37 protein-coding genes are annotated in these 21,032 nt (G+C 50.9%); 6 read left to right on the top strand and 31 right to left on the bottom strand.

Annotated features, from left to right (window positions below; genetic code table 11):
• Nucleotides 1-157 precede the first annotated feature (157 nt).
• Nucleotides 158-724 carry a gamma carbonic anhydrase family protein gene (locus tag RAC60_RS10865; protein ID WP_006120665.1) on the top strand — a complete coding sequence of 189 codons (567 nt, stop codon included), beginning with the start codon at nucleotides 158-160 and terminating at the stop codon, nucleotides 722-724.
• On the opposite strand, the gene RAC60_RS10870 is transcribed toward RAC60_RS10865, so the two are convergent.
• Genes RAC60_RS10870 through dprA form a run of 6 tightly spaced genes read right to left on the bottom strand, consistent with a single transcriptional unit; the run spans nucleotide 679 to nucleotide 4,475 of the window.
• Nucleotides 679-936 carry a DUF1488 domain-containing protein gene (locus RAC60_RS10870; RefSeq protein ID WP_006120664.1) on the bottom strand — a complete coding sequence of 86 codons (258 nt, stop codon included), beginning with the start codon at nucleotides 934-936 and terminating at the stop codon, nucleotides 679-681. The two genes, RAC60_RS10865 and RAC60_RS10870, sit on opposite strands and share 46 nt — an antisense overlap.
• The gene (gene aroE, locus RAC60_RS10875) at nucleotides 933-1,751 is read right to left on the bottom strand and encodes a shikimate dehydrogenase (protein WP_033741503.1); all 819 of its coding nucleotides are present in this window, start codon (nucleotides 1,749-1,751) and stop codon (nucleotides 933-935) included. Before aroE ends, RAC60_RS10870 begins: the two co-directional genes overlap by 4 nt.
• A gap of 3 nt (nucleotides 1,752-1,754) precedes the next feature.
• Nucleotides 1,755-2,327, bottom strand: a complete 573-nt coding sequence (tsaC, locus tag RAC60_RS10880; RefSeq protein WP_054632998.1) for an L-threonylcarbamoyladenylate synthase type 1 TsaC — start codon at nucleotides 2,325-2,327, stop codon at nucleotides 1,755-1,757.
• A gap of 9 nt (nucleotides 2,328-2,336) precedes the next feature.
• Nucleotides 2,337-2,882, bottom strand: a complete 546-nt coding sequence (locus RAC60_RS10885) for a type I DNA topoisomerase (RefSeq protein WP_164482642.1) — start codon at nucleotides 2,880-2,882, stop codon at nucleotides 2,337-2,339.
• Between the two features lie 23 nt (nucleotides 2,883-2,905).
• Nucleotides 2,906-3,379, bottom strand: a complete 474-nt coding sequence (gene smg, locus RAC60_RS10890) for a DUF494 family protein Smg (protein WP_006120660.1) — start codon at nucleotides 3,377-3,379, stop codon at nucleotides 2,906-2,908.
• Nucleotides 3,351-4,475: a DNA-protecting protein DprA gene (gene dprA / locus RAC60_RS10895; protein ID WP_375093659.1), complete on the bottom strand. Its 1,125-nt coding sequence runs from the start codon at nucleotides 4,473-4,475 to the stop codon at nucleotides 3,351-3,353. The genes smg and dprA overlap by 29 nt, the downstream gene beginning before the upstream one ends.
• 117 nt (nucleotides 4,476-4,592) lie before the next feature.
• On the opposite strand from dprA, the gene def reads away from it, so the two are divergent.
• The 5 genes from def (at nucleotide 4,593) to mscL (ending at nucleotide 9,333) form a co-directional block, all read left to right on the top strand.
• Nucleotides 4,593-5,105 (top strand): peptide deformylase, encoded by a 513-nt coding sequence (def, locus tag RAC60_RS10900; protein WP_006120608.1) that lies wholly within the window; start codon nucleotides 4,593-4,595, stop codon nucleotides 5,103-5,105.
• A gap of 20 nt (nucleotides 5,106-5,125) precedes the next feature.
• Nucleotides 5,126-6,070 carry a methionyl-tRNA formyltransferase gene (gene fmt, locus RAC60_RS10905; protein WP_006120607.1) on the top strand — a complete coding sequence of 315 codons (945 nt, stop codon included), beginning with the start codon at nucleotides 5,126-5,128 and terminating at the stop codon, nucleotides 6,068-6,070.
• A gap of 47 nt (nucleotides 6,071-6,117) precedes the next feature.
• Nucleotides 6,118-7,416 (top strand): 16S rRNA (cytosine(967)-C(5))-methyltransferase RsmB, encoded by a 1,299-nt coding sequence (gene rsmB, locus RAC60_RS10910; protein ID WP_164482644.1) that lies wholly within the window; start codon nucleotides 6,118-6,120, stop codon nucleotides 7,414-7,416.
• 20 nt (nucleotides 7,417-7,436) lie between these two features.
• Nucleotides 7,437-8,813 (top strand): Trk system potassium transporter TrkA, encoded by a 1,377-nt coding sequence (gene trkA / locus RAC60_RS10915; RefSeq protein WP_033741512.1) that lies wholly within the window; start codon nucleotides 7,437-7,439, stop codon nucleotides 8,811-8,813.
• Nucleotides 8,814-8,922: 109 nt separating this feature from the next.
• Nucleotides 8,923-9,333, top strand: coding sequence for a large-conductance mechanosensitive channel protein MscL (gene mscL / locus RAC60_RS10920; RefSeq protein ID WP_006120604.1), 411 nt, complete (start codon nucleotides 8,923-8,925; stop codon nucleotides 9,331-9,333).
• On the opposite strand, the gene RAC60_RS10925 is transcribed toward mscL, so the two are convergent.
• The 25 genes from RAC60_RS10925 to rpsS all read right to left on the bottom strand — a co-directional run bounded on the left by RAC60_RS10925 (nucleotide 9,308) and on the right by rpsS (nucleotide 21,019).
• The gene (locus RAC60_RS10925) at nucleotides 9,308-9,562 is read right to left on the bottom strand and encodes an alternative ribosome-rescue factor A (protein WP_039343751.1); all 255 of its coding nucleotides are present in this window, start codon (nucleotides 9,560-9,562) and stop codon (nucleotides 9,308-9,310) included. The two genes, mscL and RAC60_RS10925, sit on opposite strands and share 26 nt — an antisense overlap.
• An 86-nt stretch (nucleotides 9,563-9,648) precedes the next feature.
• Nucleotides 9,649-10,017, bottom strand: a complete 369-nt coding sequence (locus RAC60_RS10930; RefSeq protein ID WP_033741516.1) for a DUF1992 domain-containing protein — start codon at nucleotides 10,015-10,017, stop codon at nucleotides 9,649-9,651.
• Between the two features lie 93 nt (nucleotides 10,018-10,110).
• The gene (gene rplQ / locus RAC60_RS10935; protein ID WP_009087575.1) at nucleotides 10,111-10,497 is read right to left on the bottom strand and encodes a 50S ribosomal protein L17; all 387 of its coding nucleotides are present in this window, start codon (nucleotides 10,495-10,497) and stop codon (nucleotides 10,111-10,113) included.
• A gap of 40 nt (nucleotides 10,498-10,537) precedes the next feature.
• A complete protein-coding gene (locus tag RAC60_RS10940; RefSeq protein ID WP_033741519.1) occupies nucleotides 10,538-11,527 on the bottom strand; it encodes a DNA-directed RNA polymerase subunit alpha in 990 nt (329 codons plus the stop codon).
• Between the two features lie 25 nt (nucleotides 11,528-11,552).
• A complete protein-coding gene (gene rpsD, locus RAC60_RS10945) occupies nucleotides 11,553-12,173 on the bottom strand; it encodes a 30S ribosomal protein S4 (RefSeq protein WP_006120599.1) in 621 nt (206 codons plus the stop codon).
• Nucleotides 12,174-12,205: 32 nt separating this feature from the next.
• Nucleotides 12,206-12,595, bottom strand: a complete 390-nt coding sequence (gene rpsK, locus RAC60_RS10950) for a 30S ribosomal protein S11 (RefSeq protein ID WP_004160563.1) — start codon at nucleotides 12,593-12,595, stop codon at nucleotides 12,206-12,208.
• Nucleotides 12,596-12,611: 16 nt separating this feature from the next.
• Entirely contained in the window at nucleotides 12,612-12,968 is a 357-nt protein-coding gene (rpsM, locus tag RAC60_RS10955) for a 30S ribosomal protein S13 (protein WP_003850176.1), read from the bottom strand.
• A 144-nt stretch (nucleotides 12,969-13,112) separates the two neighbouring features.
• Nucleotides 13,113-13,229 (bottom strand): 50S ribosomal protein L36, encoded by a 117-nt coding sequence (rpmJ, locus tag RAC60_RS10960; RefSeq protein ID WP_004160566.1) that lies wholly within the window; start codon nucleotides 13,227-13,229, stop codon nucleotides 13,113-13,115.
• Nucleotides 13,230-13,261: 32 nt separating this feature from the next.
• Nucleotides 13,262-14,593: a preprotein translocase subunit SecY gene (secY, locus tag RAC60_RS10965; protein WP_006120598.1), complete on the bottom strand. Its 1,332-nt coding sequence runs from the start codon at nucleotides 14,591-14,593 to the stop codon at nucleotides 13,262-13,264.
• A 7-nt stretch (nucleotides 14,594-14,600) separates the two neighbouring features.
• The gene (gene rplO / locus RAC60_RS10970; RefSeq protein WP_009087579.1) at nucleotides 14,601-15,035 is read right to left on the bottom strand and encodes a 50S ribosomal protein L15; all 435 of its coding nucleotides are present in this window, start codon (nucleotides 15,033-15,035) and stop codon (nucleotides 14,601-14,603) included.
• 3 nt (nucleotides 15,036-15,038) lie between these two features.
• The gene (gene rpmD / locus RAC60_RS10975; RefSeq protein WP_003850166.1) at nucleotides 15,039-15,218 is read right to left on the bottom strand and encodes a 50S ribosomal protein L30; all 180 of its coding nucleotides are present in this window, start codon (nucleotides 15,216-15,218) and stop codon (nucleotides 15,039-15,041) included.
• A 5-nt stretch (nucleotides 15,219-15,223) separates the two neighbouring features.
• The gene (rpsE, locus tag RAC60_RS10980) at nucleotides 15,224-15,724 is read right to left on the bottom strand and encodes a 30S ribosomal protein S5 (protein WP_006120595.1); all 501 of its coding nucleotides are present in this window, start codon (nucleotides 15,722-15,724) and stop codon (nucleotides 15,224-15,226) included.
• Nucleotides 15,725-15,738: 14 nt separating this feature from the next.
• Nucleotides 15,739-16,092, bottom strand: coding sequence for a 50S ribosomal protein L18 (gene rplR, locus RAC60_RS10985; RefSeq protein WP_003850163.1), 354 nt, complete (start codon nucleotides 16,090-16,092; stop codon nucleotides 15,739-15,741).
• A 9-nt stretch (nucleotides 16,093-16,101) separates the two neighbouring features.
• On the bottom strand, nucleotides 16,102-16,635 hold the full coding sequence (gene rplF / locus RAC60_RS10990; protein ID WP_033741521.1) for a 50S ribosomal protein L6: 534 nt from the start codon (nucleotides 16,633-16,635) through the stop codon (nucleotides 16,102-16,104).
• A gap of 12 nt (nucleotides 16,636-16,647) precedes the next feature.
• Entirely contained in the window at nucleotides 16,648-17,040 is a 393-nt protein-coding gene (gene rpsH / locus RAC60_RS10995) for a 30S ribosomal protein S8 (protein ID WP_006120593.1), read from the bottom strand.
• Between the two features lie 32 nt (nucleotides 17,041-17,072).
• Nucleotides 17,073-17,378 carry a 30S ribosomal protein S14 gene (rpsN, locus tag RAC60_RS11000; protein WP_006120592.1) on the bottom strand — a complete coding sequence of 102 codons (306 nt, stop codon included), beginning with the start codon at nucleotides 17,376-17,378 and terminating at the stop codon, nucleotides 17,073-17,075.
• A 14-nt stretch (nucleotides 17,379-17,392) separates the two neighbouring features.
• Nucleotides 17,393-17,932 (bottom strand): 50S ribosomal protein L5, encoded by a 540-nt coding sequence (gene rplE / locus RAC60_RS11005; protein ID WP_006120591.1) that lies wholly within the window; start codon nucleotides 17,930-17,932, stop codon nucleotides 17,393-17,395.
• A gap of 14 nt (nucleotides 17,933-17,946) precedes the next feature.
• Nucleotides 17,947-18,261, bottom strand: coding sequence for a 50S ribosomal protein L24 (gene rplX, locus RAC60_RS11010; protein WP_003850150.1), 315 nt, complete (start codon nucleotides 18,259-18,261; stop codon nucleotides 17,947-17,949).
• 10 nt (nucleotides 18,262-18,271) lie between these two features.
• Nucleotides 18,272-18,643 (bottom strand): 50S ribosomal protein L14, encoded by a 372-nt coding sequence (rplN, locus tag RAC60_RS11015; protein ID WP_006120590.1) that lies wholly within the window; start codon nucleotides 18,641-18,643, stop codon nucleotides 18,272-18,274.
• A gap of 168 nt (nucleotides 18,644-18,811) precedes the next feature.
• Nucleotides 18,812-19,066, bottom strand: a complete 255-nt coding sequence (gene rpsQ, locus RAC60_RS11020; RefSeq protein ID WP_006120589.1) for a 30S ribosomal protein S17 — start codon at nucleotides 19,064-19,066, stop codon at nucleotides 18,812-18,814.
• Nucleotides 19,066-19,257 (bottom strand): 50S ribosomal protein L29, encoded by a 192-nt coding sequence (gene rpmC, locus RAC60_RS11025; protein ID WP_006120588.1) that lies wholly within the window; start codon nucleotides 19,255-19,257, stop codon nucleotides 19,066-19,068. The genes rpsQ and rpmC overlap by 1 nt, the downstream gene beginning before the upstream one ends.
• Complete coding sequence (rplP, locus tag RAC60_RS11030) at nucleotides 19,257-19,667, bottom strand: 50S ribosomal protein L16 (protein WP_002438716.1); 411 nt, start codon at nucleotides 19,665-19,667, stop codon at nucleotides 19,257-19,259. Before rplP ends, rpmC begins: the two co-directional genes overlap by 1 nt.
• An 11-nt stretch (nucleotides 19,668-19,678) precedes the next feature.
• Nucleotides 19,679-20,377: a 30S ribosomal protein S3 gene (rpsC, locus tag RAC60_RS11035; RefSeq protein WP_006120587.1), complete on the bottom strand. Its 699-nt coding sequence runs from the start codon at nucleotides 20,375-20,377 to the stop codon at nucleotides 19,679-19,681.
• Nucleotides 20,378-20,394: 17 nt separating this feature from the next.
• Nucleotides 20,395-20,727, bottom strand: a complete 333-nt coding sequence (gene rplV / locus RAC60_RS11040) for a 50S ribosomal protein L22 (RefSeq protein ID WP_002919773.1) — start codon at nucleotides 20,725-20,727, stop codon at nucleotides 20,395-20,397.
• A 13-nt stretch (nucleotides 20,728-20,740) separates the two neighbouring features.
• A complete protein-coding gene (gene rpsS, locus RAC60_RS11045; RefSeq protein WP_001138115.1) occupies nucleotides 20,741-21,019 on the bottom strand; it encodes a 30S ribosomal protein S19 in 279 nt (92 codons plus the stop codon).
• Nucleotides 21,020-21,032 lie beyond the last annotated feature (13 nt).

Consider the following 21,032-nt stretch of genomic DNA (forward strand, 5'->3'; position numbering starts at 1 on the left):
TCCGAATGAATTGCACAACCCTTTTTTTGGATCTTTTTACTGACTGCCGAGAAAACATTCATATTGATTAGATCACCAACGATCCGGCACAAAATCCCCTTGCCAGTTGGTCAGAATCGCATCAGGCTGCCAGTAAACTCAGTAAAAGGAGAACAAAATGACTGTAGCGTTACGCCCTTACAAACATCTTTTCCCAAAATTGGGTCTGCGCGTCATGGTTGATCCCACCAGCGTGGTAGCGGGTGACGTCATTATGGAAGATGATGTAGGTATCTGGCCTTTAGTCGCTATTCGTGGCGATGTGAACCAGGTGCATATTGGTGCCCGAACCAATATTCAGGATGGCAGCGTCCTGCATGTCACGCATAAATCAGAGGCCAACCCCGCCGGTTTTCCTCTGATAATTGGGGAAGACGTAACGGTTGGGCATAAAGCGATGCTGCATGGCTGCACGATAGGCAATCGCGTACTGGTTGGAATGGGCTCAATCGTACTGGATGGCGTCATTGTTGAAGACGACGTTATGATTGGTGCCGGGAGCCTGGTTCCCCCCGGCAAACGACTGGAAAGTGGCTATCTGTATGTCGGGAGCCCGGTCAAACAAATCCGGCCGCTGAATGAAAAAGAAATTGAAGGTCTACTTTACTCTGCCAGCAACTATGTTAACTGGAAGAACGACTATCTGGCCGGAGACAGCCAGACCCATCCTTCATTATCGACCTGATCGTTTCGAATGCAGTCTTCGGCCTGATCTTCCAAATCCCAGCGATGATGGCGAAACAGCGTCATCGCTTCTCCCTCACCGAACTGTTCATTAAGCGCCTCAACACTGATAGCGCAGGTTAAGCCCATCCCGTTTACCAGAACAGGGAAACAAACGGCCCTTAGTTCTGTATTCAGGCTTTCCCGATCAGGAAACTGTATCGCCTGGTTCATGACTGCATCCCGGCTTTTAATGAGGCGATGACCGGCGCGATTTCGGGCATCACCCCGTGCCATAGATGAAAGGCATGTGCGGCCTGACCCACCAGCATCCCCAGCCCATCAGCAAGATGAGATGAACCGTGCTGCTGACACCAGCGCAGGAAAGGCGTTAAGCCACTCTGATAGAACATATCGTAGCAACGTAGCTCAGCATGAACTAATGAAGGCGGCAACGGCGGTACTTCACCCTGAATACCACTTGATGTGGCATTAATGACAAGGTCGAAATGTCTATCCACAAGCGCGTCAAACGAACACGCATTAATCGCTCCGCGATGGGCAAACTCTGCGGCCAGAGTCTGCGCATTCAACGCCGTTCGGTTCACGACCGTGATCGTTGCTCCCATCGAAAGCAGAGGGAGAATGACGCCCCGAGCGGCTCCACCTGCCCCCACCAGCAGAAGATGGCTGTCGGGCTTAATCATCCCAAGGCGCTGAAGATCGCTGAGCAGCCCAATACCATCCGTATTGTCGCCAAGAATTTGGCCATCATCACACAGCTTTAGCGTGTTCACAGCCCCTGACAGCGCAGCGCGCTCGGTCAACTGGTCGGCAAATGCCCACGCCTGCTGTTTAAAAGGCAGCGTAATGTTCGCACCCGCCCCGCCGTCGTGGAAAAAAGTGCGGAGAGTCTCAGGAAAAGCATCAACAGGCGCATCAATACGATCATACTGAAGAGAGATTCCTGTCTGTCGCGCAAACGCCTGATGAATGTGCGGCGATTTGCTGTGACTAATGGGATGACCGAAAACTGCAAAATTTGCCATATATTAACCCTGGCGTATCAAATTGCCGCTGATGACATCGCGAATCTCAGAAGGATTGAGCCTTCCTCCTGTCTTTCCATTAAATACGGGAAACGCGGTGCCAAACTGCAATTTGACCTCTTCGACTGAACGGCACGGCGGCTGACCGGAAAGATTAGCGCTGGTCGATACCAAAGGTTTTCCAAACGCCCGGCACAGCGCCTGAACATCCGGATGATCGCTAACGCGGATGGCCAGTGAATCAAATTGCCCGGTTAACCAGCGCGGGGTAACCGGAGAAGCAGGCACGACAAAGGTAACCGGGCCTGGCCAACAGGCAAACATACGTTCACGCTGCTCCGTGGTTAAGGCCTCATCCGATACGTAAGGTTTAAGCTGATCATAGTCGGCAGCTATCAGGATCAAGCCTTTCTCTACTGGCCGTTTTTTTAATGCCAGCAGTGCCATGACCGCAGATTCATTATCGGGATCACAGCCTAAGCCGAATACCGCTTCGGTGGGATAGGCAATCACAGCATGCTGGTTAAGATGGCTTACACAATCCTGCAATGAGCCGGCAACGGGTTGATTTAACATGGTTATGTCTTATGTCTCTTGAATAATAGCTTTGCCACAACTTTTACTGGCGCAGAAAAGCCGGGTGCCCTGCGCCGTCTTTTTCTCGACTAAAAGCGGAAATTCACAATGCGGACAGCGCCCCGCCACTGGCGTCAGGTTCACGGCAAACTGACAGGCTGGATAGCGTTCGCAGGCATGAAACGTTTTACCAAAACGCGAGCGGCGTTGTACCAGCTTACCCTGCTGGCACTGCGGACAGTCGATCGTGGTTTCATCCGGTTTATCGATGGTTTCGGTGTAATCACACGCGGGATAGTCGCTACAGCCAATAAACATGCCAAACCGGCCCTGGCGCAATACTTTATCTGCCCCGCATTGTGGGCAAACGTGGCCTTCCAGAACTTTGACGACATGCCCATCAGCCTGGTTTCCCAAAGGCTTGATATAGTCACAGGCAGGGTAATTTGCACAGCCCAAAAATGGGCCATGCTTTCCTGAACGTATAACAAGTTCTGCCCCGCACGCGGGGCAGGGATCCTGTTTACGCACAGTAAAGAGTGCGGTTTTACTCATAACAGTCATGCATTAGTAAAAATTTAATGCAGCATACCTTCGTTGACGTCGAATAGCAGTTCTTCCATCTGCTGATACGCGTTTTCACATCCAGGGATGTTAAACAGCACCATCAGCACCACCCATTTAAGATCCTCAAGATCGAAATCCAGCGTATCAAGCGCCATGACACGTTCAATGACCATTTCTCGTGTTTCCAGACTCAGTACCTGGATTTGCTCCAGGAACAGCAGGAAACCGCGGCTTTCGGCATCTAAACGCTTGCTCTCTTCATCGGTATAGATGCGCATAGAGAGCGGATCATTTGCCAGCAAAATTGGTGCGACCAGTCCTTCCTGATAGTCCGCCAATTTCTCTAACCAGTTCAACGCATTATAAATATCTTCGCGGTGGAAACCGGCATCCGTCAAGTCATCTGTCAATCTGTCCTGATCAACACCCATTTCTGTTTCGTTGTGGATATAGGTCTCAAACAAGTACATGAGTACGTCGAACATGGCATGCCCTCCTCAATCGGACATAGCCGCCGGGTACAGCTGCGATCCATCCTGCTAACTCCAGTTCCAGCAATTGAGCTGTAATAACTGGCACAGGTTGGCCGGCACGTTCAGCGACAACGTCAACAGGTGTAACCTCATCACCTACGTTAGCCAACAGCTCGGCAAATGGCAATGGAGCATCGTCACTGGCATCAGAATAAATTTCATCTGACGGGTTAACAGGTAACCAGTTAAGCATAGCGCGTAAATCTTCGACAATGTTATTAGGATGTGCCACCAACATGGCACCTTGTTGGATCAGCCAGTTTGTCCCCTCACTGCCGCTGCTACCCAGCGCACCCGGTAAGGCATAAACATTGCGATTCTGCTCTAATGCATAACGGGCTGTGACTAATGAACCACTTTTTAATGACGCTTCAATGACGAGAACACCCTGACTTAACCCACTGATAATACGGTTTCTGCGCGGAAACTGATGCGCCAGTGGCGCGGCAGTAAGCGGAAACTCCGAGATCACGGCGCCTCCCTGCATAACAATCTCCTGCGCCAGCGCAGTGTGTTTTTTGGGATACAGATGGGCCAGTCCACTCCCCAGTACGGCCACGGTTTTACCCTGCACATTTAATGCGGCACGGTGTGCCACGCCATCAATCCCGATAGCCAGCCCACTGGTTATGGTCAAACCGCTCAATGCCAGTTGTTGGGTGAACCAGTCGCACCAGTAACGGCCTGAGGGCGAACACAGACGGCTGCCTACCACCGCCAGTTGAGGTGAAGATAATACGGTTGGATCACCGTTTACATATAAGAGCGGAGGGAAACAGGCCGCTTCAAGGAGTTGAGCGGGGTAATGCGCATCCAGCGCCGTAATCAGGTGATGCGTTGGACGCTGTGCCAGCCAAGTGTTAACGGTTGCCAGCCAGTCCGTGGTTTTCTGATGGGCATAATGATGTTGCGCTGTCTCGAAGCCCTTTTGGCTTAATATCACATCAATATCCTGACCTGCGCACAGTTGCTGCGCCGCGTTCAGCCAGCGTCGGCCCGTCAGGCCGGGTATCGCGGCCAGCCGCAGTAATCGCGCCCTTTTTTCCATCGTCACGGCCTCCTGATAACCGTCGCATCCCTCCGCAGAATGCTGTCAATCAGGTACTAAAAAGTCTACAATATGAGGCAGTAATCTTTTCCTTTTAGAATATAGATCTGGATATTTATGTCAGTTTTACAGGTGTTACATTTTCCTGACGAGCGCCTGCGCAAGATCGCCGCGCCAGTCAAAGAAGTTAACGCAGAAGTTCAGCGTATCGTTGATGATATGTTCGAAACCATGTATTCCGAAGAAGGTATCGGCCTTGCCGCTACGCAGGTGGATATTCATCAGCGCATCATTGTGATTGATGTCTCTGAGAACCGGGACGAGCGACTGGTATTGATCAATCCCGAGCTTCTGGAAAAAAGTGGTGAAACAGGTATCGAAGAAGGTTGCCTGTCCATTCCTGAGCAACGCGCCTTTGTGCCTCGTGCAGAGCGGGTAAAAGTGCGAGCGTTAGATCGCGAAGGTAAGCCGTTTGAACTGGAAACCGGTGACCTGCTGGCTATCTGTATTCAGCATGAAATTGATCATCTGGATGGCAAACTGTTTATCGATTATCTGTCGCCTTTAAAACGTCAGCGAATCAAGACAAAGTTAGAAAAACTGGCGCGGCAAAACGCCCAGGCCTCTTGAGATCTGAAAAAGGGATAAACGTGTCTGCCCCGCTTAATATAATCTTTGCTGGCACACCAGACTTCGCGGCGCGTCACCTTGACGCGTTGCTCGCATCTGAGCATAAGGTCGTTGGTGTTTTCACCCAACCAGACCGCCCTGCCGGGCGCGGCAATAAGTTGACCGCGAGTCCGGTAAAAGCGCTGGCTCTTGCCCACGACATTCCGGTTTTTCAGCCCAAATCGTTGCGCCCTGCGGAAAACCAACAGCTGGTTGCCGATTTGCAGGCCGATGTCATGGTCGTGGTGGCTTATGGCCTTATCCTGCCGAAAGCCGTGCTTGAGATGCCACGTCTGGGCTGCATCAACGTACATGGTTCGTTGCTGCCACGCTGGCGCGGCGCGGCGCCTATTCAGCGCGCGCTTTGGGCAGGTGATCAGGAAACCGGTGTCACCATCATGCAAATGGATGTCGGGCTGGATACCGGTGATATGCTGGTAAAACTGGCCTGCCCTATTACTGCTGAAGACACCAGTGCTTCGTTATACGACAAGCTGGCCAGCCTCGGACCAGAAGGGCTACTGACAACCTTGTCGCAGTTACGTGAGGGCAACGCCCAGCCGGTGAAACAGGATGAAACCCTGGCAAATTATGCTGAGAAGCTCAGCAAAGAGGAAGCACGTCTTGACTGGCAGTTACCCGCGGAACAGCTTGAACGCTGCATTCGCGCCTTTAATCCCTGGCCGGTTAGCTTTTTTATGGTAAATGATCAGCCAGTAAAAGTATGGCAAGCCGGTGTTTTACCTCATGTCAATAAACGACCGGGCGAGATCGTTAAGGCTGACAAACAGGGCATTCACATTGCCACCGCCGATGGCGTACTCAATTTACTTCAGTTGCAACCCGCCGGTAAAAAACCGATGTCGGCACAGGATCTGCTCAACTCGCGCCGGGAATGGTTTGAACCCGGCTCTCTTCTGGACTGACATTCAGGCCCGGTAAATCCGGGCCTTTTGTTTGATGGCACTATCTTATGACTAAATCATCCAACCTTCGTAGCCTGTCTGCACAACTGATTGAACGTGTTGTCGATAAGGGCGAGTCACTCAATACTGTGCTGCCTGCCGCACAGAAAAAAGTCGCCGATAAAGACGCCGCTCTGGTGCAAGAGATCTGCTTTGGTGTGTTACGAACGTTACCGCAGTTGGAAGCGCTTATCGGGAAATTGATGGAGCGCCCTCTGACTGGCAAACAGCGTACGCTGCATTTTCTGATCATGGTGGGCCTGTACCAGTTACTCTACACGCGCGTCCCGGCACATGCGGCATTAGCCGAGACCGTTGCTGGTGCTGAAGTGCTGAAACGTGCCAATCTGAAAGGATTGATCAACGGCGTGTTACGTCAGTTCCAGCGCCGTCAGGAGGAACTCCTCGCCAGCATCCAGGAAGGTCCACAGCGCCATCTTCATCCCGGATGGCTACTGAACCGACTGCAGCTTGCCTGGCCAGATCGCTGGCAACAGATTGTTGACGCGAATAACCAACGCCCACCGATGTGGCTGCGGGTTAACCGTCAGCACCATACCCGTGACAGTTGGCTTGCTCTGCTGACCGCCAGTGAAAGAGAGGCGATGGCTGCAGAGGATGTGCCGGAAGCATTACGCCTGGCCTCGCCAGCGCCGGTTCACCAGTTACCCGGTTTCGACCAGGGCTGGGTTACGGTGCAGGATCTCTCAGCACAGCGCTGTGCGCTTCTGCTTGCGCCTAAAAATGGCGAACATATTCTCGATCTGTGTGCAGCGCCAGGCGGCAAAACGACGCATATTTTAGAAATAGCCCCTGACGCGCAGGTCCTTGCTGTGGATGTGGACGCACAACGACTGAAGCGCGTAACCGAAAACCTGACACGGCTGGGAATGACCGCCGAGGTCAAACAAGGTGATGGCCGTACTCCGCAGCAATGGTGTGACCAACGGCAGTTTGATCGTATCCTGCTGGATGCGCCCTGCTCAGCCACAGGCGTGATTCGCCGCCATCCGGATATCAAATGGTTACGCCGCGATCGCGATATCAGCGAACTGGCCGCTTTGCAGCGTGACATTCTGGAGGCCACCTGGCCGCTTCTTAAAGCGGGCGGTACGATGATCTACGCGACCTGCTCTGTCCTACCGGAAGAGAACCATGAGCAAATCAGCGGTTTCTTACAGCGACATGCGGATGCACAGGCTGTCTCCCTTTCAGGCGCGCCCGATACGGGCTGGCAGGTGTTCCCTGACGCTGAAGGCGGAGACGGATTTTTCTACGCTAAGCTGATTAAAGACGCTAACGCATAATGAAAAGGCTTTGAAAAGCGATGAAAATCATCATTCTTGGTGCTGGCCAGGTTGGAGGCACACTGGCCGAAAATCTGGTTGGCGAAAACAACGATATAACAGTTGTTGATACAGATTCAGCACGTTTACGTCAGTTACAGGATAAATTTGATTTACGTGTTGTGCAGGGTCATGGTTCCCACCCACGGGTTCTCCGTGAGGCGGGCGCGGAAGACGCCGATATGCTGGTCGCCGTTACCAGCTCTGACGAAACCAACATGATAGCCTGTCAAATCGCGTATTCGCTCTTCAACACGCCAAATCGTATCGCCCGCATACGTGCGGCTGACTATCTGCGCGATGCGGATAAGCTTTTTATTCCCGAAGCAGTGCCTATCGACCATCTGATTTCGCCTGAGCAACTGGTTATCGACAATATTTACCGCCTGATTCAATATCCGGGCGCGTTGCAGGTAGTTAATTTTGCTGAAGGCAAAGTGAGCCTCGCAGTCGTGAAAGCCTATTACGGTGGCCCCCTGGTGGGCAATCCATTGTCGATCCTGCGCGATCACATGCCCCATATCGATACGCGCGTAGCAGCGATTTTTCGTCAGGACCGCCCTATCCGGCCACAGGGCTCCACCATTATCGAAGCCGGTGATGAAGTTTTCTTCATTGCCGCCAGCCAGCATATTCGTGCGGTAATGAGTGAAATGCAGCGCCTGGAAAAGCCTTATAAACGCATCATGTTAGTAGGCGGCGGCAACATTGGCTTTGGCCTGGCGCAAAAGCTCGAGAAAAACTACAGCGTGAAACTTATTGAGCGCAATCCCCAGCGCGCGGCCGAACTGGCTGAACAGTTGCACGACACGGTGGTCTTTTACGGTGATGCCTCCGATCAGGAACTACTGGCGGAAGAGCATATTGAGCAGGTGGATTTGTTTATCGCCGTCACCAACGATGACGAAGCCAATATCATGTCTGCCATGCTGGCCAAAAAAATGGGCGCCAAGAAAGTTATGGTGCTGATTCAACGCCGTGCTTATGTCGATCTGGTCCAGGGCAGCGTCATTGATATCGCCATTTCTCCCCAGCAGGCGACCATCTCGGCCTTACTGGGACATGTGCGCAAAGCCGATATTGTGGGTGTCTCGTCATTACGTCGAGGCATTGCTGAAGCCATCGAAGCCATCGCGCATGGCGACGAAACCACATCGCGCGTGGTGGGACGGTCAGTTGATGATATCAAGCTGCCACCAGGCACACTGATTGGTGCTGTGGTGCGCGGCGACGATGTGATGATAGCGAATGACAATCTGCGTATTGAACAGGGCGATCACGTTGTGATGTTTTTAACCGATAAAAAGTTTGTGCCGGACGTCGAGCGCCTGTTCCAGCCCAGTCCGTTTTTCCTATAACACATAAAAAGCCAGCACTGACATGTCAGTGGCTTATTGTCTGTGGTTAATGGCAAATATTGTGAGCTTTGTTAAACTTTATGGCATTGGCTAAGGCAAGGAGAGAAGTATGAGTTTATTCAAAGAGTTTCGTGATTTTGCGATGCGCGGCAACGTGGTTGATCTGGCCGTCGGTGTGATTATCGGTGCGGCATTCGGTAAGATTGTTTCATCACTGGTCGCGAACATCATTATGCCACCGCTGGGCTTGCTGATTGGCGGCGTTGATTTCAAATCGTTTAGCTGGGTGCTTAAACCTGCCGTCGGCAACACACCGGCTGTGGTTATGGAATATGGTATTTTCCTGCAAACCGTATTTGATTTCATCATTGTTGCTTTTGCTATCTTTATGGCGATTAAGCTGATGAACAAACTGTATAAGAAGAAAGAAGTGGAAAAACCGGCACCTAAGCCTACAAATGAAGAACTGCTTCTGACAGAAATCCGCGATTTACTCAAACAACAGAATACGAAAATCTAAAATAAAAAGCCGCTCTGAAGCGGCTTTTTTGTGTCTGTAAAGCAGAAGGCCAGTGATAAACGGCTTGCTTATCACTGGCCTCCCAGCCTTTCCCATGTTTTTCTTTACGCCGGTAACTGCCTTTGCCTTTTTGTTTTTCTTCAACACGTTGCCTGAACAGCGGGTCGTGTAACAATGCCTGTAAGGCGTTATCCTGTATTTGTCCTTTCGTATGACGGTATCTGGACATAACTTCTCCGGTTGAGTAATGGAATAATGCGGTGAAAAGATGAAGCAAACTCATTATACGCGCACAACAGCGACAAAAAATACACCTTAATCGGGCACGAGCTTGGTCTTAATCGCGCGACCATATTCCCCCTCAAGAAAATCAGTGCGCATACCGGCCTGGCTCAGCCTTATCTTAAGTTGCCGTAATCGTTGTGTCTGGATCAGCGCCTCTGGATCGTCAGGATCTAAATGCTGTAAAAGATCGCTGACCTGAAGTGCTTCGCGGCGCAACTCAAGTTCGGGGGGAAGAAAACCTGCATTTTTTAACAGTCGGTATCCTGCACGTAGTTCAGGTGGAACCTGACTGTCGTCTTCGAGATTCAGCGGTGCGCCTTCGCCCGGCAGATCACTCAGCTCACCTTTCTCCTGCGCGGCTTTAATATGCTGTTCTGCAAGCTGATCAATTAACCACATTGTTCACCTCCTTCATGACACCACAAGCGTAGCAGACGTTGAATGACAGGCAATAAAAAACCCGCCGAAGCGGGTTTTTCACGTTGCAACAGATTACTCTGCTGCAGCTTCTGCTTGAGCTTCTGGACGATCAACCAGCTCGATGTATGCCATCGGAGCGTTATCACCAGCGCGGAAGCCACACTTCAGAATGCGAGTGTAACCACCTGCACGGCTCGCGAAACGCGGGCCTAACTCATTAAACAGTTTTGCCACGATCTCGTTATCACGAGTACGGGCGAATGCCAGACGACGATTAGCTACGTTGTCGGTCTTGGCAAGAGTAATCAGCGGCTCAACTACGCGGCGCAACTCTTTGGCTTTCGGCAGAGTCGTCTTGATGATCTCGTGACGAACCAGAGAGCCAGCCATGTTGCGGAACATAGCCTGACGATGGCTGCTGTTGCGGTTCAGTTGACGACCACTCTTACGATGGCGCATGACCTTATCCTTCTCAGTGAAACCTTAACCTGTGATCGGGTTATTCATCAGCAATGCTTGCCGGTGGCCAGTTTTCCAGGCGCATGCCCAGAGACAGACCACGTGAGGCCAGCACATCTTTAATCTCGGTAAGAGATTTTTTACCAAGGTTAGGCGTTTTAAGCAGCTCAACCTCAGTACGCTGTACCAGATCACCGATGTAGTGGATAGCTTCTGCCTTAAGGCAGTTAGCAGAGCGGACAGTCAATTCCAGATCGTCAACAGGGCGCAGCAGGATCGGATCGAATTCTGGTTTCTCTTCTTTCACTTCCGGCTGACGTACATCACGTAAGTCAACGAAAGCTTCCAGTTGTTCTGCCAGGATGGTCGCCGCACGACGAATCGCCTCTTCAGGATCGATTGTGCCGTTGGTTTCCATTTCGATGACCAGCTTGTCCAGGTCGGTGCGCTGCTCTACACGCGCTGCTTCAACATTGTAGGCGATACGGTCTACAGGGCTGTAGCAAGCGTCGACCAGCAGACGGCCGATTGGGCGCTCATCTTCTTCCGAATGAATTCGGGCAGAAGCCGGCACATAACCACGACCACGCTGAACTTTGATACGCATGCTAATAGATGCGTTGTCATCGGTCAGATGGCAGATCACATGCTGCGGCTTGACGATTTCGACATCACCATCATGGGTAATGTCGGCTGCAGTCACAGGGCCAATGCCAGATTTATTCAAGGTAAGAATAACTTCATCTTTGCCCTGAACTCTTACCGCCAAACCTTTAAGGTTGAGCAGGATTTCCAGGATATCTTCCTGTACACCCTCTTTGGTGCTGTACTCATGCAGTACACCATCAATTTCAACCTCGGTCACCGCGCAACCCGGCATTGATGAAAGCAGAATACGGCGCAGCGCGTTACCAAGAGTATGGCCAAAGCCACGCTCTAAAGGCTCAAGGGTCACCTTGGCGTGCGTCGAACTCACTTGCTCGATATCTACCAGGCGCGGTTTTAGAAACTCTGTCACAGAACCCTGCATTGTGTCCTCTCTTTGGTACTAAGCTTTACTTAGAGTAAAGCTCGACGATCAGGTGTTCGTTAATGTCCGCAGACAGATCAGTACGTTCAGGAATACGTTTGAACACACCTTCCATCTTAGCTGCATCAACTTCCAGCCAGGTTGGCTTTTCACGCTGCTCAGCCAGCTCCAGAGCGGCCTTCACGCGAGATTGCTTTTTGGCTTTCTCACGGATGCTAACGACATCATTCGGAGATACCTGATAAGAAGCGATGTTAACAACGCGACCATTTACCAGAACAGACTTATGGCTGACCAGCTGACGTGCTTCCGCACGCGTGGCACCAAAGCCCATACGATAAACGACGTTGTCCAGACGGCCTTCCAGCAGAGCCAACAGGTTTGCACCGGTGTTGCCTTTCAGACGTGCTGCTTCTTTGTAATAGTTACGGAACTGACGCTCAAGCACACCGTAGATACGACGAACTTTTTGCTTTTCACGTAACTGACCGCCGTAGTCAGACAGACGTGGCTTGCGCGCACCGTGCTGACCAGGGGCTTGTTCAATCTTACACTTGGAATCAATCGCGCGAACGCCAGACTTAAGGAATAAGTCAGTGCCCTCACGACGGCTCAGCTTGAGCTTAGGACCCAAATATCTTGCCATTTTCTTTCTCCAACTAACCTAAAAAACGGACGTTATACGCGACGTTTTTTCGGCGGACGACAACCGTTGTGAGGGATCGGAGTCACATCAGTAATGTTCGTGATGCGGAAACCAGCGGCGTTCAGAGCACGAATCGTTGATTCGCGGCCTGGACCCGGACCCTTAACCATAACTTCCAGGTTCTTAATACCGTAATCTTTTACAGCTTCTGCACAGCGCTCTGCAGCGACCTGAGCAGCAAACGGCGTAGATTTACGTGAACCGCGGAAACCGGAACCACCGGCGGTTGCCCAACCCAGTGCGTTACCCTGACGATCAGTAATGGTAACGATGGTGTTGTTAAAAGACGCATGGACATGAGCCACGCCATCTGAGACTTGTTTTCTTACACGCTTACGTGCACGAACTGGTGCCTTTGCCATTATTTACTCACCCCGATTATTTCTTGATCGGTTTACGCGGACCCTTACGGGTACGTGCGTTGGTCTTGGTGCGCTGACCGCGAACCGGAAGACCACGACGATGGCGCAAACCACGGTAGCAACCAAGGTCCATCAGACGCTTGATGCTCAGGGTGATTTCACGGCGCAGATCACCTTCAACAACGAATTTAGCAACTGCATCACGCAGCTGATCAATTTGTTCTTCAGACAGCTCACTGATCTTAACATTTTCAGCAATACCCGTTGAAGCGCAAATGGCTTTAGAACGAGTTTTACCAATACCGAAGATCGAAGTTAATGCGATAACGGTATGTTTCTGATCAGGAATGTTAATGCCTGCTATACGGGCCACTATGCACTCCTACTATTTAATATGTACGCACCATGCTGAAAAGCCCGTTTTCAGGATACTCAAATGGAAACGTACAGACATACAAAAGATTGGCTGGCTAATCTAGCCAGCTCAACCCGACTTTGCAAGAAAAATATGTGAAAATCAGCCTTGGCGCTGTTTATGCTTTGGCTCGGCGCTGCAGATCACACGAACGACACCGTCGCGACGAATGATTTTGCAGTTACGACATAATTTCTTGACGGAAGCACGAACTTTCATTTTTACTCTCCGTAACTTCTCAACCACCTGAATTAACGGCCATAGCCCTTCAGGTTAGCTTTCTTCAATGCAGACTCGTACTGACTTGACATCATCAGAGTTTGCACTTGAGCCATAAAGTCCATGATGACGACCACTACGATAAGCAGCGATGTACCGCCAAAGTAGAAAGGAACTTTCATCGCATCACGCATGAACTCCGGGATAAGGCAAATAAAGGTAATGTAGAGGGCACCGATTAAGGTTAACCGTGTCATTACTTTATCGATATATCTCGCCGTTTGCTCTCCCGGACGAATTCCCGGTACGAATGCACCAGACTTCTTCAGGTTATCTGCTGTTTCACGCGGGTTGAAAACCAACGCCGTGTAGAAGAAACAGAAGAAGATGATAGCAGTCGCATAGAGTAGCACATAAAGCGGCTGTCCTGGCTGCAAATACATTGAAATTGTTGTCAGCCAGTTCCAACCGGTACCGCCCCCGAACCACGATGCAATCGTTGCCGGGAACAGAATAATGCTGGAAGCGAAGATTGCCGGGATAACCCCTGCCATATTCACTTTCAACGGTAAATGTGTGCTCTGTGCAGCGTAAACGCGACGACCTTGTTGACGTTTCGCATAGTTCACCACGATGCGGCGTTGACCACGCTCAACGAAAATAACAAAGAAGGTCACTGCAAATACGAGAACTGCAACCAACAGCAACAGAAGGAAGTGCAGGTCACCTTGCCGCGCTTGCTCGATGGTATGGCCAATGGCCGGCGGAAGTCCCGCAACAATACCCGCGAAGATAATGATCGAGATACCGTTACCGATACCACGTTCAGTAATCTGTTCGCCCAGCCACATCAGGAACATTGTCCCGGTAACCAGACTTACAACAGCGGTAAAATAGAATGCAAAGCCTGGATTCATTACCAGGCCTTGCATACCAGGCATATTCGGCAAACCGGTAGCAATACCGATCGACTGGAATATGGCCAATACCAACGTACCGTAACGGGTGTACTGACTAATCTTACGACGGCCAGCCTCCCCTTCTTTCTTGATTTCTGCTAAGGCAGGATGAACCACCGTTAACAGCTGGATAATAATAGATGCCGAAATATACGGCATGATACCCAGAGCAAAAATAGAAGCACGGCTGAGAGCACCACCAGAGAACATGTTAAACATTTCAATGATGGTGCCACGCTGTTGCTCAAGCAGTTTGGCAAGTACAGTGGCATCAATACCAGGGATTGGAATGAAAGAGCCAATGCGGAAGACAATCAGTGCACCGATAACAAACAGCAGTCTGCGTTTCAGTTCACCAAAGCCACCTTTGGCACTTTGAAAATCTAATCCCGGTTGTTTAGCCATCTGCTACTTATTCCTCGATTTTACCGCCAGCAGCTTCGATTGCAGCACGAGCACCTTTGGTGACACGCAGGCCGCGAACCGTTACCGGTGCAGAAACTTCACCAGACAGAATGACTTTAACGAACTCAATCTGGACACCGACAATGTTGGCTGCTTTCAGCGCGTTCAGGTCGACGATACCGCCTTCAACTTTCGCCAGATCAGACAGACGAATCTCTGTGGTGATCATTGCTTTGCGAGAGGTGAAACCGAACTTCGGCAGACGACGGTACAGAGGCATCTGACCACCTTCGAAACCGCGACGTACGCCACCGCCAGAACGTGAGTTCTGACCTTTGTGACCACGACCACCGGTTTTTCCGAGGCCAGAACCGATACCACGACCCAGACGCTTGGTAGCGTGCTTAGACCCTTCGGCCGGAGACAGAGTATTTAAACGCATCTCTTACTCCTCCACTTTAACCATGTAGGAAACCGCGTTGACCATGCCGCGTACAGCTGGCGTGTCTTCACGCTCTACGGTATGACCAATACGACGCAGACCCAGGCCAACCAGAGTGGCTTTATGCTTGGGCAAGCGGCCGATTGAACTACGGGTTTGAGTGATTTTAATAGTCTTTGCCATCGTGATTACCCCAGAATTTCTTCAACGGATTTACCACGCTTAGCAGCGACCATTTCCGGAGACTTCATATTGCCCAGGCCGTCGATAGTTGCACGAACCACGTTAATCGGGTTAGTAGAACCATAGGCTTTTGCCAGAACGTTATGTACTCCAGCGACTTCCAGAACGGCGCGCATTGCACCACCGGCGATGATACCGGTACCTTCTGAAGCCGGCTGCATGAACACACGGGACCCAGTGTGCGCACCTTTAACAGGGTGCTGCAGGGTGCCGTTGATCAGCGCGACATTAACCATGTTGCGACGGGCTTTCTCCATCGCTTTCTGGATCGCTGCTGGAACTTCACGCGCTTTACCGTAACCAAAACCAACGCGGCCGTTACCATCACCCACTACAGTCAGTGCGGTGAAGGAGAAAATACGACCACCTTTTACAGTTTTAGATACACGGTTTACCGCGATCAGTTTTTCCTGCAGTTCGCCAGCTTGTTTCTCGATGTGTGCCATCTTAGACCTCTACCTTAGAACTGAAGGCCAGCTTCACGGGCAGCATCTGCCAGTGCCTGGACGCGACCATGATATTGGAAACCGGAACGGTCGAAAGAAACACCAGTGATGCCTTTTTCGATTGCGCGTTCTGCAATAGCTTTACCTACAGCAGCTGCGGCTTCTTTATTACCGGTATACTTCAGTTGTTCAGTGATAGCTTTTTCTACAGTAGAAGCAGCAACCAGAACTTCGGAACCGTTCGGGGCGATTACCTGTGCGTAAATGTGACGCGGGGTACGATGTACCACCAGGCGAGTAGCACCCAGCTCTTTGAGCTTGCGACGTGCACGGGTCGCACGACGGATACGAGCAGATTTCTTATCCATAGTGTTACCTTACTTCTTCTTAGCCTCTTTGGTACGCACGACTTCGTCGGCGTAACGGACACCCTTGCCTTTATAAGGCTCAGGACGACGGTAGGCGCGCAAGTCAGCTGCAACCTGGCCGATCACCTGCTTATCAGCGCCTTTCAGCACGATTTCAGTCTGAGTCGGACACTCTGCAGTGATACCCGCGGGCAGCTGGTGATCAACTGGATGAGAAAAGCCCAGAGACAGGTTAACTACGTTGCCTTTAACGGCAGCACGATAACCAACACCAACCAGCTGCAGCTTCTTAGTGAAGCCTTCGGTAACACCGATAACCATTGCGTTCAGCAGCGCGCGAGAAGTACCCGCCTGCGCCCAGCCGTCAACATAACCTTCGCGCGGAGCGAAAGTCAGAGTGTTGTCAGCATGCTTAACTTCAACAGCATCATTGATAGTACGAGTCAGCTCGCCGTTTTTACCTTTAATCGAAATTACCTGACCGTTGAGTTTTACCTCTACGCCGGCAGGAACAACGACAGGTGCTTTAGCAACACGAGACATAGTATCCTCCGATTACGCTACGTAGCAGATAATTTCGCCACCAAGACCAGCCTGGCGCGCTGCACGATCAGTCATAACACCTTTCGATGTAGAAATGACAGCGATACCCATACCAGCCATTACCTTTGGCAGCTCATCTTTTTTCTTATAGATGCGCAGGCCGGGACGGCTTACTCGCTGAATGCTTTCTACAACCGCTTTACCCTGGAAATACTTAAGAGTCAGTTCCAGTTCCAGCTTGGTGTCGCCTTCGATTTTAAAATCTTCAATAAAGCCTTCTTCCTTCAGCACGTTGGCAATTGCCAATTTCAGCTTGGAGGAGGGCATGGTGACCGCAACTTTGTTCGCGGCCTGACCGTTACGGATACGGGTCAGCATATCCGCGATCGGATCTTGCATGCTCATCTGTGTTACTCCCGTGATTCAATTGGTGACAATTACCAGCTAGCCTTTTTCAGACCCGGGATTTCACCGCGCATTGCGGCTTCACGGACCTTGATACGGCTCAACCCAAACTTCCGCAGGAAACCGTGCGGACGACCTGTTTGACGGCAGCGGTTACGCTGACGTGAAGGGCTGGAATCACGCGGCAGACTCTGCAGCTTGAGAACGGCATCCCAACGGTCTTCGTCGGAAGCGTTCACATCAGAAATGATCGCTTTCAGTTCAGCGCGTTTTGCGAAGAATTTGTCTGCTAATTTCACACGCTTAACTTCGCGTGCTTTCATAGATTGCTTAGCCATTAAGTAACCCTACCTTACTTACGGAACGGGAAGTCAAAGGCAGCCAGCAGAGCACGGCCTTCATCATCAGATTTCGCAGTAGTGGTAATGGTAATATCCAAACCACGAACGCGATCGACTTTGTCGTAGTCGATTTCTGGGAAGATGATCTGCTCACGTACACCCATGCTGTAGTTGCCACGACCATCGAATGACTTAGCGGACAGGCCACGGAAGTCACGGATACGCGGTACAGCAATGGTGATCAGACGCTCAAAGAACTCCCACATGCGTTCGCCACGCAGAGTTACTTTACAGCCGATCGGATAGCCCTGACGGATTTTGAAGCCTGCAACTGATTTGCGTGCTTTGGTGATCAACGGTTTTTGACCGGAGATTGCTGCCAGGTCAGCTGCTGCGTTATCCAGCAGTTTCTTGTCAGCGATCGCTTCACCAACACCCATGTTCAGGGTGATCTTCTCGACCCGAGGGACTTGCATGACAGAATTGTAGCCGAACTCAGACATGAGTTTCTGGACTACCTCGTCTTTGTAGTAATCATGCAGTTTCGCCATCGTACTACTCCAAATTACTTGATAGTTTCGCTATTAGATTTGAAGAAACGGACTTTTTTACCGTCTTCGAATCTAAAGCCTACACGGTCAGCCTTACCGGTTGCCGCATTGAAGAGAGCAACGTTAGAAACCTGAATTGCAGCTTCTTTTTCAACGATGCCGCCTGGTTGGTTCAGAGCCGGAACAGGCTTCTGATGTTTCTTAACCAGGTTGATACCTTCAACGATGACCTTGCCAGAAGACAGGACGTTCTTAACTTTACCGCGCTTACCTTTATCTTTACCGGTTAACACGATAACTTCGTCGTTACGACGGATTTTAGCTGCCATTGTTCGCTCCTTAGAGTACTTCTGGTGCCAGAGAGATAATTTTCATGAACTTTTCAGTACGAAGTTCACGAGTTACCGGCCCAAAAATACGCGTACCGATAGGCTGCTCGCTGTTATTGTTTAAAATAACGCATGCATTACCATCGAAGCGAATGACAGAACCGTCCGGGCGACGAACACCCTTCCTGGTGCGCACCACTACCGCCTTCAGGACATCACCTTTTTTAACTTTACCACGTGGAATTGCTTCCTTGATGGTAACTTTAATGATGTCGCCGACGCCTGCGTAGCGACGGTGCGAGCCACCCAGAACCTTGATACACATTACGCGACGTGCACCGGAGTTGTCGGCGACGTTCAGCATAGTCTGTTCTTGGATCATTTCAGTGCTCCGCTAATGTCAACTACTACTTCGGGACCTAGACCTCAGGTCGATTGAAAGCCCCATAATTGAGGGCGCGGCATTATAACACCGGTTCTCGCAGATGGGTAGAAAAAATGAACGGCTCTTTCGAGCCGTTCATTAGATTTTTAAAGAGGGCAAATTCTATTACAGAATTGCTTTCTCTACAACGCGAACCAGTGTCCAGGACTTAGTCTTAGACAGTGGACGGCATTCGCGGATTTCTACCACGTCGCCGATTCCACATTCGTTGTTCTCGTCATGGATGTGCAGCTTAGTCGTACGCTTAATGAATTTTCCATAGATTGGATGCTTCACGAAACGCTCGATAGCAACAACAGCAGATTTCTGCATTTTGTCACTAACAACACGACCCTGCAGAGTACGGATTTTATCGGTCATTACGAACCCGCCTTCTCAGTCAGTAAAGTCTTAACGCGTGCAACATCACGGCGAACCTGCTTCAGCAGATGAGACTGCTGCAGTTGGCCAGATGCTGCCTGCATGCGCAGGTTAAATTGCTCACGCAGCAGATTAAGCAGCTCAGTGTTCAGCTCTTCAACGCTTTTTTCACGCAGCTCTGTTGCTTTCATTACATCACCGTCTTAGTTACAAAGGTGGTTTTGATAGGCAGTTTTGCTGCTGCCAGCTTGAATGCTTCACGGGCCAGCTCTTCTGGTACGCCGTCCATTTCATACAGGACTTTACCAGGCTGGATCAGGGCAACCCAATACTCAACGTTACCCTTACCTTTACCCATACGCACTTCCAGCGGCTTCTCGGTGATCGGTTTGTCCGGGAATACACGGATCCAGATCTTACCTTGACGCTTAACTGCACGGGTCATAGCACGACGTGCTGCTTCGATCTGACGGGCAGTCAGACGACCACGGCCAACAGCTTTCAGACCGAAAGTCCCGAAGCTAACATCCGTACCCTGCGCCAGACCGCGGTTGCGGCCTTTGTGCACTTTACGGAATTTCGTACGCTTTGGTTGTAACATAGCGACTCTCCTTACTTACGGCCTTTACGCTGCTGCTTTTTAGGTTGAGCAGCCGGTTCCGGTTGTTCAACAGCAGCCATACCACCCAGGATCTCGCCTTTGAAGATCCATACCTTAACGCCGATTACACCATAAGTGGTGTGCGCTTCAGAGGTGTTGTAGTCAATGTCAGCACGCAGAGTGTGCAACGGCACGCGACCTTCACGGTACCATTCGGTACGTGCGATCTCGGCGCCGCCCAGACGGCCGCTAACTTCAACTTTGATACCCTTCGCGCCCAGACGCATGGCGTTCTGAACCGCACGCTTCATAGCACGACGGAACATCACACGACGCTCCAGCTGTGAAGTGATGCTGTCAGCAACCAGTTTTGCGTCCAGTTCCGGTTTACGGACTTCGGCGATATTGATCTGTGCAGGAACGCCAGCGATTTTCGCGACGACCGTGCGCAGTTTTTCTACGTCTTCACCTTTCTTACCGATCACGATGCCAGGACGAGCGGTGTGAATGGTCACACGGATGCTCTTAGCTGGACGCTCGATAACGATACGAGATACAGACGCCTTAGCCAGTTCCTTAGTCAGGTACTGACGTACTTTAAAGTCGCTGTCCAGGTTGTCAGCGAATTCTTTGGTGTTCGCAAACCAGGTAGAGTTCCATGGTTTTACAATACCCAGGCGAATACCATTAGGATGTACTTTCTGACCCATTGCTAGTCTCCAGAGTCTCAGCGATCGGACACAACCACAGTAATGTGGCTGGTGCGCTTCAGGATGCGATCTGCACGACCTTTTGCACGCGGCATAATGCGCTTCATGCTTGGGCCTTCGTCGACGAAAATTTTCGCGACTTTCAGATCGTCGATATCAGCGCCATCGTTGTGTTCAGCGTTAGCAATGGCAGATTCCAGAACTTTCTTGACCAGTACAGCCGCTTTCTTGTTGGTGTAGGTCAAAATGTCCAGTGCCTGCGACACTTTCTTACCGCGGATCAGGTCAGCAACAAGGCGAACCTTCTGAGCAGAAGAACGAGCGTGGCGATGTTGAGCTAAAGTTTCCATCTCTTCCTCCTACTTATTTCTTCTTGGCTTTTTTATCAGCCGCGTGACCGCGATAAGTACGTGTCGGCGCGAATTCACCCAGTTTGTGACCAACCATTTCGTCGGAAACAAAGACAGGAACGTGCTGACGACCATTATGGACAGCGATGGTCAAACCGATCATGTTAGGAAAGATCGTTGAACGACGGGACCAAGTGCGCAAAGGCTTCTTGTCACCGCTTTCCACCGCTTTCTCTACCTTCTTCAGCAAGTGCAGGTCAATAAAAGGACCTTTCTTGAGAGAACGTGGCATGGCTTATCCTCTA

The organism is Pantoea sp. BR_17 (assembly GCF_041955125.1).
Lineage (GTDB): Bacteria > Pseudomonadota > Gammaproteobacteria > Enterobacterales > Enterobacteriaceae > Pantoea > Pantoea stewartii.